Origin of the sequence: Microbacterium sp. (assembly GCF_044340635.1) — a bacterium.
In the GTDB taxonomy this organism is placed as follows: Bacteria; Actinomycetota; Actinomycetes; order Actinomycetales; family Microbacteriaceae; genus Microbacterium.
This window is the reverse complement of the sequence record NZ_JBIITF010000016.1, coordinates 14,871-29,061: the sequence shown is the minus strand read 5'-3', so window position 1 is coordinate 29,061 and position 14,191 is coordinate 14,871. Positions and strand designations below refer to the sequence as shown.

The window sequence follows — 14,191 nt, the reverse complement described above, 5'->3', positions numbered from 1 at the left end:
TTCGATGTCAGCTGTTCTTGCCGCCAAACAAACGCGTCCCGACCGGATCGAGCAGGAACAGGGCGAACGCGATCGATCCGATGAACGGCGACAGCACGACCACGCCCGCGGAGATGACCATGGCACTCAGCGCAGCGCGTCCATAAGCCTTCGCATCGGCGTCCGACAGGTCGGGCAGCATGATCGCGCGGTGCCGGACGGCCCACATCCACTGCAGGTAGCTGCAGAGGATGGCGAAGGAGAACGTCAGCGGCATGAGCATCCGGCCGGCCGTCCACTCCGAGTACTCGGTCGTCAGGCTCGTCGCAAAAGGCACGAGCACGATGAACAGCAGGCGACCGTTGTTCAGCCAGACGATCGTGGCGTCGACCCGAGCCACGTGCTCGAACTGCTGGACGTGGGTCATCCACAGCAGGCAGAGCAGGAAAAAGCTCAGAACGAAGTTGACGAACAACTCCCACATGCCGCCGAGGGCCGCCCACATCTCGGCATCGGACGTGATCGGACCGAGGGCGTAGCTCGTGAGGTCGAGCACGAGCAGGGTGGCCGCGATCGCGAAGACCCCGTCGGTGAACCCCTCGAGGCGACTCGTGCCCTGGGTCGCCGCCGGGTGCCGCCGTTGCCGGATCATTCCGCGGATCATGCCGCCCAGCGTAGCGACGCCGAAGCGAGACTACTTCTTGTAGTTGGGCGCCTCGACGATGATCTGCACGTCGTGCGGGTGCGACTCCTTCAACCCGGCCGACGTGATGCGGACGAACTTGCCCTTGGCCTTCAGCTCATCGATCGTCCGCGCGCCGACGTAGAACATCGACTGGCGGAGTCCCCCGACGAGCTGGTACGCGACGGCCGAGACCGGACCGCGGTACGCGACCTGCCCCTCGATGCCCTCGGGGATGAGCTTGTCATCCGAGGGGACATCCGCCTGGAAGTAACGGTCCTTCGAGTAGGACGTTTTCTTGCCGCGGGTCTGCAGCGCGCCGAGCGATCCCATGCCCCGGTACTGCTTGAACTGCTTGCCGCCCTGGAAGACGATCTCGCCCGGCGACTCGTCGGTCCCGGCCAGGAGCGAGCCGAGCATGACGGTGTCGGCTCCGGCGACGAGGGCCTTGGCGATGTCGCCCGAGTACTGCAGGCCGCCGTCGGCGATGACCGGCACACCGGCGGGACGTGCGGCGAGGGACGCCTCGTACACGGCGGTGACCTGCGGCACGCCGACGCCCGCCACGACGCGCGTGGTGCAGATCGAGCCCGGCCCGACGCCGACCTTGACCGCGTCCACGCCCGCGTCGATGAGCGCCTGCGCGCCCTCGCGGGTGGCGACGTTGCCGCCGATGATGTCGATGTGGGCGAAGGATGCGTCGGCCCGCAGCCGCGTGATGATGTCGATCACGCCGGCCGACTGGCCGTTGGCGGTGTCGACGACCAGCACGTCGACCCCGGCGTCGCGGAGCGCCTCGGCGCGCTCCCACGCATCGCCGAAGAATCCGATCGCCGCGCCGACGCGCAGGCGACCCTGGTCGTCCTTCGTCGCGAGGGGGTACTTCTCGCTCTTGTCGAAGTCCTTGATGGTGATGAGGCCCGCGAGCTTGCCGTCATCGTCGATGAGCGGCAGCTTCTCGACGCGGTGCTTGGCGAACGTCGCGATGACGTCGTTCGCGCCGATGCCGACCTTGGCGGTGATGAGGCCCTCGCTCGTCATCACATCGCGGACGAGCGTGGTCTGGCGCTCGAAGCCGGAGACGAAGCGCATGTCGCGGTTCGTGATGATGCCGACGAGCCGTCCATCGTCGTCCACGACGGGCAGGCCCGAGATCTGGTACTGCGCGCACTGCGCGTCGACCTCTTCGACCGTCGCGTCGGGGCGGGTGGTGATCGGGTCGGTGATCATGCCGGACTCGCTGCGCTTGACCCGGTCCACCTGTGCGGCTTGATCCTCGATGGAGAGATTGCGGTGCAGGATGCCCAGGCCACCCTCGCGCGCGATCGCGATCGCCATGCGGGCTTCCGTCACCGTGTCCATCGCCGACGACACCAGGGGCGTCGCCACCGTGATCCGTCGTGTCAGCTGAGACGACGTGTCTGCCTCGCTCGGAATCACGTCGGTGTGGCCGGGCAGCAGCAGCACATCGTCGTACGTCAGTCCGACAAAACCGAACGGATCGTAATCGGGCATGTCGCGCTCCTCGTGCGGTGAGATCGGGGTGCAGAACGCCGCGATCGTGTGCGACGCATCCGCTTGATGAAGTCTAAGCGGCGCAGGTGTGCGAACATTCCTCCGGGAGCGTTCCCATTGCGCATCGGTAACGGCTGACGTTTGAGCGATGGGCGAAACAATGCCGACACATTACGCTCGTACCGTCGTCCATCAATGCCGATGCGACGCGACCATCGGTTAATGGTGCCCGACTGGAGGATCTGTGAGTCCCACGACCGCTACGGCGAGACGTTCCCGCGGGGGGACTCTGCTCACCATAGGAGCGCTCTTCGGTGTGCTCTTCGCGCTGATGAGCCTGACCGCTTCCCCCGCTTTCGCGGCCGAGGATGACCCGTACCGCATCAGCGGGAACGTGCAGCTCGACGGCGAGCCGCTCGAGGGCATCCGCCTCGTCATCGACGGCCCCGGCGGCGAGCAGGAAGTCGAGACGGATGCCGAGGGTCAGTGGCGTGTCGGCGTGCCCGAGCGCGGCGAGACCTACACCGTCACCCTCGACGAAGACACGCTGCCCGAGGGCATCGCGGTCGTCAACGACGAGGACGACACCCCCAACGAGCAGGAAGTCGAGATGGGCGCCGGAGGGCGCGTCACGGTCAACTTCTTCATCGGTGAGGGTGAACGCAGCGTCACGAGCTTCGCCGACCAGCTCATCCAGCGCATCGTGCAGGGCCTGAGCTTCGGTCTCATGCTCGCCCTTGCTGCCGTCGGCCTGTCGCTCGTGTTCGGCACCACGGGTATCTCCAACTTCGCGCACGGCGAGATGGTCACCTTCGGCGCCGTCGTGGCGCTCACACTCGTTGGGCCGGCAAGCCTCGCGCTGCCGGTGTGGCTCGGCTTCCCGCTGGCGGTGATCCTGAGCGCGGGCCTCGGGCTCGTGCTGGACATGATCCTGTGGAGACCCCTGCGCCGACGGCGGGTGGGCGTGGTTCAGCTCATGATCGTCAGCATCGGTCTGTCGCTCGCCCTCCGCTACACCTTCCAGTTCTTCATCGGGGGCGGCACGAGCCAGCTCCCCTACGCCTCCGAGCCCAAGATCCCCCTGTTCGGGTCGGTGCAGATGAGCATCATCGACATGGTCTCGATCGCCATCTCCGTCATCGTCATCATCGCGTTCGCGGTCTGGCTCACGCGGAGCCGCCTGGGCAAGGCGACCCGGGCGATCTCCGACAACCCGTCGTTGGCCGCGGCATCCGGAATCGACGTCGACTTCGTCGTCCGGATCGTGTGGGTCATCGCGGGCGGGCTCGCGGGCCTCGCGGGCATCCTGTACGCCTACTACCGCCCCGGCATCAAGTGGGACATGGGCTCGCAGGTGCTGCTGCTGATGTTCGCCGCTGTCATCCTCGGTGGTCTCGGCACGGCCTACGGCGCTCTCGTCGGCGCCATCATCGTCGGGCTCCTCGTCGAGGTGTCGAGCCTCTGGATCCCCGCCGACCTGAAGTACGCGAGCGCGCTCTTCATCCTCATCGTGATCCTGTTGTTCCGACCACAGGGCATCCTCGGCCGACGCGAGAGAATAGGTTAGGCGCACCATGGACCTGCTCCAGATCCTCTCGAACTCCGCCTCGTCGATCCTCAGCCCCGCGACGATCGGCTACGCACTCGCGGCCCTCGGCCTTGCGGTGCACTTCGGCTACACCGGCCTGATCAACATGGGTATCGCCGGCTTCATGGCCATCGGCGCCTACGGGTACGCCATCGGCGTGCTCACCTTCGGTCTCGAATGGTGGGTAGCGGCGATCGCCGGCCTCGTGGCATCCGCGATCTTCGCCGTCATCCTCGGCATCCCGACGCTCCGTCTACGCGGCGACTACCTCGCCATCGTAACGATCGCCGCTGCGGAGGTCGTGCGTCTGCTGTTCCTGACCACCGCGTTCGATGAGTACACCGGTTCGGCCGACGGCCTGAGCGGCTATCACTCGAGCTTCCGCGCGTCGAACCCCCTCCCCGAGGGCACGTACGGCTTCGGCCCCTTCACCTACAACGAAACGCAGTGGTGGGTCCGCATCATGGGCCTTCTGACGCTCGGATTCGCCGTGCTGGTGGTCTGGATGCTGATGCGCAGCCCCTGGGGTCGCGTGCTGAAGGGTGTCCGCGAGGACGAAGACGCCGTGCGCGCGCTCGGCAAGAACGTCTACGCGTACAAGATGCAGTCGCTCGTGCTGGGCGGTGTGCTCGCAGCGGCGGGCGGCATCGTCTACGCCCTGCCGTCGGCCGTCAGCCCCGGCGTGTACGTCACCTCGCTGACGTTCTTCGTCTGGACGGCGCTCTTGCTCGGCGGCGCGGCGACGGTTTTCGGCCCCCTGCTCGGTTCGCTCATCTTCTGGGTGCTGCAGACCTTCCTGAGCAACTTCCTCCCGGCGCTCGTCTCGGCCGGGGTCCTTCCCTTCATGTCGCAGATCCAGGCCGGAACGCTCCGATTCATCCTCGTCGGCGTCGCCCTCATGCTGCTCGTGATCTTCATGCCGCAGGGAATCCTCGGCAACAAGAAGGAGCTGACCTTTGTCAAATAATGGGCAGTCAAGTAACGGGCAATCAAGTAACGGGCAGTCGCTGAGCGGGCAGTCGGGTGCCGAGCACGCCACGACCGGCCAGCTCGGCGAGGCGGCTTCGGGCGCGCCTCTCACGGCGCCCGTCGAGCGTCCCAAGACGACGGGACTTCACGTCGGCGAGGCCGTGCCGGGTGCGAAAAAGGTCGATCCGATCATCATCGCCGACGGCGTTCGCCGCACCTTCGGTGGTGTCACGGCCGTCGACGTCGAACACCTCGAGATCCCCCGCGGCGCCATCACGGCGCTGATCGGACCGAACGGTGCCGGCAAGACGACGCTGTTCAACCTACTCACGGGGTTCGACAAGCCCGACGAGGGCACGTGGAGCTTCGATGGCAAGTCGCTGTCGGGCGTCCCCGCCTTCCGGGTGGCACGTATGGGTCTGGTGCGGACGTTCCAGTTGACGAAAGCTCTGGGGCTCCTGACGGTTCTCGAGAACATGAAGCTCGGGGCGACGGGTCAGCGCGGCGAGAAGTTCTGGCAGGCGCTCATCCCCGCGATCTGGCGCAAGCAGGATTCGAGCATCGACAGCCAGGCCATGGTGCTGCTGAAGAAGTTCAAGCTCGACGCCAAGTCGTCGGACTTCGCCGCAAGCCTCTCGGGCGGGCAGCGCAAGCTCCTCGAGATGGCGCGGGCGCTCATGACCCGCCCGACGCTGGTGATGCTCGACGAGCCGATGGCCGGGGTCAACCCCGCCCTGACGCAGTCGCTCCTCGACCACATCCTCGACCTCAAGGAAGAGGGCATGACCGTCCTCTTCGTCGAGCACGACATGCACATGGTGCGCCACATCGCCGACTGGGTCGTCGTCATGGCCGAGGGCAAGGTTGTGGCCGAGGGTGATCCCCACAGTGTCATGCGCAATCCTGCGGTCATCGACGCCTACCTCGGAGCGCACCAGGAGCTCGACCTGGGTGTCGTCACGGGTCGCATCACGGCGATCGAGGCCGATCCGACGACGGATGCCGCGGCATCCGCTCAGGCGAGCGCGACCCTGCTGGTCGACGAGGGCGTTGCCGAAGACGAGGAGAATCGCTCATGAGCACACGCTCCACAGACGGCGCCGTAGCCACCGAGACCCCCGTCGTCTTCGTCGACAACGTGCACGCCGGTTACCTGCCGGGCGTCAACATCCTGAACGGCTGCTCGCTGGTCGCGAACCAGGGCGAGTTGATCGGCATCATCGGCCCGAACGGCGCCGGCAAGTCGACGCTGTTGAAGGCGATCTTCGGACAGGTCAACGTGCGCGAGGGATCGATCACGCTGCAGGGCGACGACATCACCGGGCTCCGGGCGAACAAGCTCGTCGCGCGAGGGGTCGGGTTCATCCCGCAGACGAACAATGTGTTCCCGACGCTGACGATCGAAGAGAATCTGCAGATGGGCCTCTACCAGCGCCCGTCGGCGTACAAGGAGCGCCTCGAGTTCGTCACCAGCATCTTCGCCGAGCTGGGCAAGCGCCTCAAGCAGCGCGCGGGTTCGCTCTCGGGTGGTGAGCGTCAGATGGTGGCGATGAGCCGCGCTTTGATGATGGACCCGAAGGTCCTGCTGCTCGACGAACCGTCCGCGGGTCTCTCCCCCGTCCGGCAGGACGAAGCGTTCATCCGCGTCTCCGAGATCAACAAGGCAGGCGTGACCTGCATCATGGTCGAGCAGAACGCGCGGCGCTGCCTGCAGATCTGCGACCGCGGCTACGTGCTCGACCAGGGCCGCGACGCCTACACCGGCACGGGCCGCGAGCTGCTCGGCGACCCGAAGGTCACCGAGCTGTACCTGGGCACCCTCGGCACCTGACCCGCAGGCTCTGAACGGAGAGGGACCGGATGCCTCGGCATCCGGTCCCTCTCCGTTCCGCCCCGCCCTCCCTGACACAACTCCGGAACAAAGAGGCAGATCAGGCCCGGGCCGACCTTAGCCGGGCCCGCGGCGCAGGTCTTGCCGGAGAACTGTCCGTCCGGGGTCCGAGTCGCTGAAGCATGCCGATGATGACCCGGCCGAGCGCGGGCGTGTCGGCGAAGATGTCCGCCGCTATCGGACGGATGCTGGCGTAGCCGAGGGCGGCCAAAGCCAGGTCCCGTCGGCGGTCCGCCACCTGCGCTTCCCAACCGCCATGATGGGCACGACTGTCGCACTCGATAACGAGCCAGCCCTCGACCACGAAGTCCACTCGGCCGACCCCGTCGATCCACACCTGGCACTGGAACCGCAGACCGAGAGCACGAAGCAAGAGTCGCACGAACGTCTCGGGGCCGGATTCACACTGGCCATCCACCAGGGCCCGAAGTGCGCGGCGGCGGCGCGGCACCAACCGGAACAGTTCGTCGAGTCCGTCCTCGTCGATCACGCCGAGATGCAGAGCGCTGTCAAGCGTCGCGACTGCTGCGCGCGGCGATTGGCAGATCACGGACTGCAGGAGCGCGTCGAAGATCTCCACGCGCAGCGAGCGCGGGGACGGAGCACGGTGCAGAGGGGCCCAGTGCAGTCGAACCCCCGTCGGAGGCCGCAGCCGGGTCGCGTGGGAGGGAACCTGAACGTGCACGGTCCGCTTCTCCAGAACGAATACTCCGTATTCGGCCAGCAGGCTCGTGCACGCCACCCGGCCGCCGGATCGCGCAGCGGTCACCCCCGCGACCGAGGACGCGGGATGCAGATAGGTGTCCCGCCGCGCTCGCAGGATGCCACCGCTGCGCACCAGTTGGGTGATGCTGCCCTGCGAGAGGCCCGCGGACGTGAGGTCGGCGTGGACGTAGACGTGATCCGGATGGAGGGCGAGCACCTACGCAGCTTTGCGCGCAGTTCACCGACCTGACCCGCGTCGGTCCGCAACGGGGGATGTTGGCACGGGAAGGGGTTCTGGGGAGGACGTACCGTGTGTGACGTTGGTGGCCCGGAGAGGACAGTACTCCGGTCGAAAGCGCGCTCCGGGCTCTGCGGGCGTGCTTGCCAGGCCCGCAGACCCTTTTTCACCGGAGAAGTGTCGACAGACCGGGGCACGCGCACGACAAGGGGCCCCCGTCCGAAGACCGGGGCATGCGCACGACAAGGGGCCCCGGTCCGAAGACCGGGGCCCCGAGGCCACATGCGTGGGTTTTAGCCCATGTATGCCGTGTAGGTGTTGTCCTCACCGAACTCGTAGATGCCGATCGACGCCTCGGTCGGGTCGCCGACCTCATCGAACGTAATCGGACCCGAGATGCCGTCGTAGTCGGCAACTCCGCCACCGAGGATGATGTCGGCGCACTCCGCGTAGGAGGAGCACGTCTCGCCCTCGCCGGAACCACCCGAGACCTCCATGAGCTTCTCGGCCATGGCCGCGCTGTCGGTCGAACCGGCAGCGAGGGCGGCGAGAGCCAGCAGGATGGTCGCGTCGTAGGACTCGGCAGCGTAGCTGTAGTCCTCGAGCGCTGCGGTACCTTCGGCTTCGAGGAACGCGTCGAGCTCGCCCGTGAAGTCCGCGATCGAGTCGATCGACAGGCCCGGGAGCGTGCCCTTGGCGCCCGTGAGGGAACCGGCCGGGAAGGCGTCTGCGAAGTTCTTCAGGTTGCCGTCGACGAAGTACAGCTTGTCGGCGGGAATCTGACCGAACAGGCTCGGCAGCATGGTCGAGACCTCGTCGAACGTGATCAGGGCGATCGCGTCGGGGTCGGCCGCGAGGACCTCGCTGATCTGAGCGTCGAACGTCGCGTCACCCGTGTTGTACGTCGGGGCCGCAACGACCTCGCCGCCCGCGGCCTCGAAGGCCTCGGTCACGTACTTGGCGAGTCCGGTGCCGTACGAGTCGTTGAGGACGATCAGACCGAGGGTCTGGTTGCCGTCCTCGGCGATCAGGTTACCGAGAACCTCGCCCTGCAGAACGTCGGAGGGAGCGGTACGGAAGTACAGCCCGTCGTCCTCGTACGTGGTGAAGGCATCCGAGGTGTTGGCGGGCGAGAACTGGATGACTCCGGCGCCGACGACCTGGTCGATGAACTGCAGGGACGTACCCGACGATGCGGCACCGATGATGGCCGAAACATCCTCGCCCAGCAGGCGGGGGATCTCGGTCTCGTATGCCTTGTTGTCGGTGTCACCCGAGTCGCCGTAGACGACATCGAGGGTCAGACCGGTGTCGGCCGAGACCTCGTTGATCTGCGACGCGGCGTACGCGACGCCGGCCTCTTCGGGCGGGCCGAGGAAGGCGAGGTTTCCGGTCTGCGGCAGCGCCGTGCCGATCTTGAGGGCGAGGTCATCGCCGGCGGGTGCAGCGGAAGACGACTCGGTGTCTCCACCGCTACCGGCACAACCTGCGAGAACCAGCGCGCTGACACCGACCACGGCGATACCGCCGAGGACCTTGCCCGTACGCGAACGGGAGAAGAAGTTCATATTGCTCCTAGCTGTGGACGAACTCCGGGCCGGGCTGAAGCCGACCCTATTGGCTTCACACTATGCGGCGCGGCGTCTCCGCGATGTTGCGGTGCGTTAACGATGTGAAACAGTACGGTCACAGCGTGATAACGCTCCCATCCCCCGAACGGCGGGCAGTTTGCGGCGGGGAGTTCGCGGGAACGATCACGTGAGGGAAGCGACATCCGAAACGCCACGACCGCGGCGGGAGAACAGCACGGAGTCCACGGAGAGGATGATCAGCGCGACCCAGACGAGTCCGAAGCCGATCCATCGCTCGAGCGGCATGGGTTCACCGAGCACCCACGCCCCGATGATGAACTGCAGCACCGGCGCGATGAACTGCAGAAGGCCGATCGCGGTGAGCGGCACCCGCCTGGCCCCGGCGGCGAACAGCAGCAAGGGGACCGCGGTGATGATCCCGGCGAGCGAGAGCAGCACCGTGTGCACCGGGCTGACCGTACCCATCGTGATACCCGTCGTCACTCCGACGATGATGAGCTGCACGATCGCGACGGGCAGCAACCAGAACGACTCGAGCGTCAGGCCGCCCACCGCATCGACCGCGGGACCGACCTGCTTCTTGATGAGGCCGTAGATCCCGAAAGAGAAAGCCAAGGTCAGCGACACCCAGGGGAATGCGCCGTAGCCGAGGACGATGACGAGCACCGCGACGAGGCTGATGCCGATCGCGATCCACTGGGTCAGCCGCAACCGCTCGCGCAGAACGAGCACTCCGAGCAGCACCGTCACGATCGGGTTGATGAAGTATCCGAGACTCGTCTCGATCACGTGCCCGGTCAGCGTGGCGAGGATGTAGACCTGCCAGTTGACATAGATGACGACGCCGGCGATCGCCGTCAGCAGCAGCAGCCGCGGCTGTCGCACGATCCGGCCGAACGCGGGCCATGCACGCGTGATCGTCAACAGCAGGACGCAGAAGACGAAGGCCAGCAGGATGCGCCAGGCCACGATCTCCCAGGGCCCGGTCGGCACGAGCAACAGGAAGTACAGGGGCAGGAAGCCCCAGATGAGATAGGCACCCATGGCCGACGCGACGCCGATGCTGCGTTCGCGCACCTCGGCGACCGCTGCTGTCTCGGCGGCGGCGGCTGTCTCGGCAGCGGTGCTCGCGGCAGTGCTCCTGCTCGCGGCGGTGCTCCTGCTCGCGTCGGTGCTCGCGTCGGTGCTCGCGTCGGTGCTCGCGGCGGTGGGTCCGCCCGACCCGCGGGGAGTCTCGAGCGGATCCTGTGGCACCTCAACAGCCTACGGGCGTCGGGGGCGACCGCAGATCACCCGCGGAACACCCGTGGAACGACGAAGGACCGGATGCCGAAGCATCCGGTCCTTCGTGTGTGTCAGTCGCTCAGCGAACGACGACCGCGAGCACGTCGCGGGCCGAGAGCACGAGCAGGTCGTCGCCACCGAACTTGACCTCGGTGCCGCCGTACTTGCTGTAGATCACGCGGTCGCCGACGGCGACGTCGAGCGGGATGCGGTTGCCGTTGTCGTCGATCCGACCCGGGCCCACCGCGACGACCTCGCCCTCCTGGGGCTTCTCCTTCGCGGTGTCGGGGATGACCAGGCCAGAAGCCGTCGTCTGCTCCGCCTCGACCTGGCGGATGACGATGCGGTCCTCGAGCGGCTTGATGGAAACCTGAGTGGAAACCGTCACGGTCTACCTCTTTCTTGATCCAAGACTGATTAGCAACCTCGATGCGAGAGTGCTAATGCCAGTGTAGGCAACCGCTGGCACTCACGCAACGCGAGTGCCAGCGAGGGCGGATGCCTGGGGTGCAACTCGGTCGATTCGGGCTCAGCCCGCAGAACCGATCCGCCGAGTCGGCCCGAATCGACCGAGTCTGCGGGTTCGCGACCCTCGCGCTTAGGCTGGACGGGTGGAGACGGCCGAACTGAGGGCGCTGCTGACGCCCGAGGGGCTGCGGCTGCTCGATCTGACCCCGGCCGTGACGACATCCGCCGACGTCGCCCGCGAGGTGACGCGCCTGCGCGCCGCCGGGCACTCCCCCGACCTGGTGTCGGCCGTCGTCGGCCAGGCTCGCCTGCGGACGCGTGCAGAGTCGAAGTTCGGGCCCCTCGCGGCCCGCATGCTGTTCACCCGCGCCGGCCTCGAGCAGTCGACGCGGCTGCCCGTCGCCGCCCTGCACGCCGGGCGATTCCGTGACGCGGGGCTGGCAAGCGTCGCCGACCTCGGCAGCGGGATCGGCGGCGACGCCCTCGGGTTCGCCGGCATCGGCATGAACATCCTCGCGGTGGACACCGACGAGGTCACGGCCGCGATCGCGGCGTACAACCTCGCGCCTTTCGGCTCGGCGGCGGAAGTACGCCACGCCCAGGCGGAGGACGTGGATGTCACGGGCTTCGCGGGCGTTTGGCTGGACCCGGCACGTCGAACCGCCGGCCACACCGAGACATCCCGCCTCTCGCGTCCCGAGGACTATTCGCCGTCGCTCGACTGGGCGTTCGCGCTCGCGACTCAGAAGCCGACGGGCGTGAAACTCGGCCCCGGCTTCGACCGCGAGCGCCTGCCGTCGTTCGCCGAAGCGCAGTGGATCACCGCGGATGGCTCGACGCTCGAACTCGTGCTCTGGTCGGGCGAGCTCGCACGGCCGGGTATCACCCGAGCCGCCGTCGTCATGACCGACGGTCAATCGCACGAACTGACCGCGCCGGCCGACAGCGAGGATGAGCCGGTGCATCCCCTCGGCACGTTCATTCACGAACCGGCCGGGTCGGTCATCCGCGCGCGACTCGTCGGCGACGTCGCCAGGGCGTTGGAGGCGGGGCCGATCGCGCCCGGGATCGCCTACCTGACCGGCGACGCCGCACTGACGAGCCCGTTCGTGTCGAGCTTCCGCGTGCGCGAGCAGCTGCCCGCCGATGTGAAGAAGCTGGCGCGGGCACTGCGCGAGCGCGGCATCGGTCGGCTCGAGATCAAGAAGCGCGGCGTGGACGTCGACCCGGCCGTTCTGCGCACGAAGCTCGGGCTCAAGGGCGATGCATCCGGAACGCTGCTGCTGACGCGTATCGGATCGACGCGCATCGCGGTGCTCGCCGACCGCGTCTAGCGTACTTCCGGCGTTTCGACTCGCCCACGGCTCGCTCGATGAGCGATACGTCAGAACAGGGGCCCCCTGCCCAGCGCGACGGCGATCCAGAGCGCGCTGTACAGGATCGACAGGATGCCGAGGGCCAGGGCCCACGCCGCAGCCTGACGTCTGCCGCCCGACCGGCGCAGCGCCGCGATCGCCGTGATGATCGCGATGATGCCGACGGGGAACCCCCAGCCGACGACGAACGAGACGATCAGCCCGATGATCGCGACCGCGAGCGCCCATCCGGCGAGGGCGGGCGGGCGGCGCGGGGTGGGCGGGGCCCAGGCGAGCTCTCGCTCGGGGTCGGGGTCGGGCTCTGTCTCTGGCTCTGTCTCTGTCTCTGTCTCTGTCTCTGGCTCTGTCTCGGTGGCGGTGGCGGGCGCGGCGGCGCGCGGCGCGGTGCCGGCGGCCTCAGCAGAAACGGCGGCCTCAGCAGGAACGGTGGGATCGACGGGAGCGCTGGGATCGACGGGAGCGGTCGGGTCGACGGGAGCGCTCGAGTCAACGGGAGCGAACCTGGCGCGGCGGTCGCTGTGCGGGTTGCCACCGGGCTCGGAATGATCACCGGCGGGGACGCCCCGCGACACGGTGACGGGCTCGGCCACGGGCAGCGGTGGCGGCACGGGCCGGGCGGCCTGCATGGAGCGTCGGGTGGGCGCGGGGGCCACGGCATCCGTCGACTCATCGTTCATGCGCGCACCCGTTCTACCGCGACGGCTCCGGTCGAAACGGGCTCGGTCGAAACGTCCCCTGCGGCGACCTGAATCTGGGTGACGGGCAGGGTCGAGTCGGCGCCGAACTCGAGCGTCGACGGTGTGCGGCCCGACGCGATCAGCTCGGCGGCGAGCGCGGCGATCATGGCCCCGTTGTCGGTGCAGAGCGAGAGCGGGGGGATGCGAACGGCCACGCCCGCCTCCTCGCCGCGAGCCAGCGCGACCTCGCGAAGGCGGCGATTGGCGATCACGCCGCCGCCGAGCAGCAGGCGGGGCACACCGTACTGCGCACAGGCGTCGAGGGCTTTCGTGACGAGCACATCGATGACCGCCTCGCGGAAGGAAGCGGCGACATCCGCGATCGGCACGTCTTCACCCGCGGCCTCGCGCTGCTCCGTCCAGCGCGCGACGGCGGTCTTGAGGCCCGAGAACGAGAAGTCGTAACGGTGCTTCTCACGATCCGATGCGCGGGACAGTCCGCGCGGGAACGCGATCGCGCGGGGATCTCCGGTGCGAGCTGCTCGGTCGATCTCGGGTCCGCCCGGGTAGGGAAGGCCGAGCAGTCGGGCGACCTTGTCGAAGGCTTCGCCCGCGGCGTCGTCGATGGTTTCGCCGAGCAGTTCGACGTCGCTCGTCAGGTCGCGCACGAGCAGCAGCGAGGTGTGCCCGCCCGAGACGAGCAATGCGACGGTCGGGTATTCGAGGGGCGGCGCGTCGGGGTCCAGGAGGTCCGCCGCGATGTGGCCGACGAGGTGGTTGACCGCGTACAGGGGCTTGTCGAGGGCTATCGCGAGGGCCTTCGCGGCACCGACGCCGACCATGAGCGCGCCCGCGAGTCCCGGGCCACTCGTGACCGCGACGGCGTCGAGATCGTCGAGCCGAATGCCCGCCTCGGCGACGGCAGCCTGGATCGCGGGGCCGAGCGCCTCGAGATGCGCCCGCGCGGCGACCTCGGGTACAACCCCGCCGAAGCGGGCGTGCTCGTCCATGCTGCTCGCGATGGTGTTGCTGAGGAGGGTGCGGCCCCGGACGATGCCGATGCCGGTCTCGTCGCAGCTGGTCTCGATGCCGAGCACGAGGGGCTCGTGGTTCGCGATTGCGGGGCTCATGTGCACGCCCCCGCCTCGGATGCGGCGCCGGGCACGCGATCGAGCGTCGGAGATCCGGCGAGGGTCGGAGCATCCGGGGCTTCTGACGCCGACCCCG

13 protein-coding genes are annotated in these 14,191 nt (G+C 67.8%); 5 read left to right on the top strand and 8 right to left on the bottom strand.

Annotation, left to right across the window (positions count from 1 at the left end; all coding sequences use genetic code 11):
* Positions 1-7: 7 nt before the first annotated feature.
* Together ACIQ0W_RS13095 and guaB are read right to left on the bottom strand one after the other, a co-directional pair.
* A complete protein-coding gene (locus ACIQ0W_RS13095) occupies positions 8-643 on the bottom strand; it encodes a TMEM175 family protein (protein WP_396643162.1) in 636 nt (211 codons plus the stop codon).
* A 30-nt stretch (positions 644-673) separates the two neighbouring features.
* Positions 674-2,176 (bottom strand): IMP dehydrogenase, encoded by a 1,503-nt coding sequence (gene guaB / locus ACIQ0W_RS13090; protein ID WP_396643161.1) that lies wholly within the window; start codon positions 2,174-2,176, stop codon positions 674-676.
* A gap of 331 nt (positions 2,177-2,507) precedes the next feature.
* Between guaB and ACIQ0W_RS13085 the strand changes: the two genes are divergently transcribed.
* From ACIQ0W_RS13085 to ACIQ0W_RS13070, 4 genes are all read left to right on the top strand, one after another.
* Entirely contained in the window at positions 2,508-3,743 is a 1,236-nt protein-coding gene (locus tag ACIQ0W_RS13085; protein ID WP_396643197.1) for a branched-chain amino acid ABC transporter permease, read from the top strand.
* A gap of 7 nt (positions 3,744-3,750) precedes the next feature.
* Positions 3,751-4,731: a branched-chain amino acid ABC transporter permease gene (locus ACIQ0W_RS13080; protein ID WP_396643160.1), complete on the top strand. Its 981-nt coding sequence runs from the start codon at positions 3,751-3,753 to the stop codon at positions 4,729-4,731.
* A gap of 163 nt (positions 4,732-4,894) precedes the next feature.
* Complete coding sequence (locus ACIQ0W_RS13075) at positions 4,895-5,812, top strand: ABC transporter ATP-binding protein (RefSeq protein WP_396643196.1); 918 nt, start codon at positions 4,895-4,897, stop codon at positions 5,810-5,812.
* Complete coding sequence (locus tag ACIQ0W_RS13070) at positions 5,809-6,564, top strand: ABC transporter ATP-binding protein (RefSeq protein ID WP_396643158.1); 756 nt, start codon at positions 5,809-5,811, stop codon at positions 6,562-6,564. The genes ACIQ0W_RS13075 and ACIQ0W_RS13070 overlap by 4 nt, the downstream gene beginning before the upstream one ends.
* A gap of 100 nt (positions 6,565-6,664) precedes the next feature.
* Here the strand turns inward: ACIQ0W_RS13070 and ACIQ0W_RS13065 are convergent, their stop codons facing one another.
* The 4 genes from ACIQ0W_RS13065 to groES all read right to left on the bottom strand — a co-directional run bounded on the left by ACIQ0W_RS13065 (position 6,665) and on the right by groES (position 10,831).
* Positions 6,665-7,546 (bottom strand): endonuclease domain-containing protein, encoded by an 882-nt coding sequence (locus tag ACIQ0W_RS13065; protein WP_396643157.1) that lies wholly within the window; start codon positions 7,544-7,546, stop codon positions 6,665-6,667.
* Positions 7,547-7,860: 314 nt separating this feature from the next.
* Positions 7,861-9,135: an ABC transporter substrate-binding protein gene (locus ACIQ0W_RS13060; protein ID WP_396643156.1), complete on the bottom strand. Its 1,275-nt coding sequence runs from the start codon at positions 9,133-9,135 to the stop codon at positions 7,861-7,863.
* A 186-nt stretch (positions 9,136-9,321) separates the two neighbouring features.
* Entirely contained in the window at positions 9,322-10,236 is a 915-nt protein-coding gene (gene rarD, locus ACIQ0W_RS13055) for an EamA family transporter RarD (protein WP_396643195.1), read from the bottom strand.
* A 286-nt stretch (positions 10,237-10,522) separates the two neighbouring features.
* On the bottom strand, positions 10,523-10,831 hold the full coding sequence (gene groES / locus ACIQ0W_RS13050) for a co-chaperone GroES (protein ID WP_396643155.1): 309 nt from the start codon (positions 10,829-10,831) through the stop codon (positions 10,523-10,525).
* A 223-nt stretch (positions 10,832-11,054) separates the two neighbouring features.
* On the opposite strand from groES, the gene ACIQ0W_RS13045 reads away from it, so the two are divergent.
* Positions 11,055-12,245, top strand: coding sequence for an SAM-dependent methyltransferase (locus ACIQ0W_RS13045; protein WP_396643154.1), 1,191 nt, complete (start codon positions 11,055-11,057; stop codon positions 12,243-12,245).
* A 50-nt stretch (positions 12,246-12,295) separates the two neighbouring features.
* Here the strand turns inward: ACIQ0W_RS13045 and ACIQ0W_RS13040 are convergent, their stop codons facing one another.
* Together ACIQ0W_RS13040 and tsaD are read right to left on the bottom strand one after the other, a co-directional pair.
* Positions 12,296-12,964 carry a hypothetical protein gene (locus ACIQ0W_RS13040; RefSeq protein ID WP_396643153.1) on the bottom strand — a complete coding sequence of 223 codons (669 nt, stop codon included), beginning with the start codon at positions 12,962-12,964 and terminating at the stop codon, positions 12,296-12,298.
* Positions 12,961-14,094 carry a tRNA (adenosine(37)-N6)-threonylcarbamoyltransferase complex transferase subunit TsaD gene (gene tsaD, locus ACIQ0W_RS13035; protein ID WP_396643152.1) on the bottom strand — a complete coding sequence of 378 codons (1,134 nt, stop codon included), beginning with the start codon at positions 14,092-14,094 and terminating at the stop codon, positions 12,961-12,963. The genes ACIQ0W_RS13040 and tsaD overlap by 4 nt, the downstream gene beginning before the upstream one ends.
* Positions 14,095-14,191: the final 97 nt, after the last annotated feature.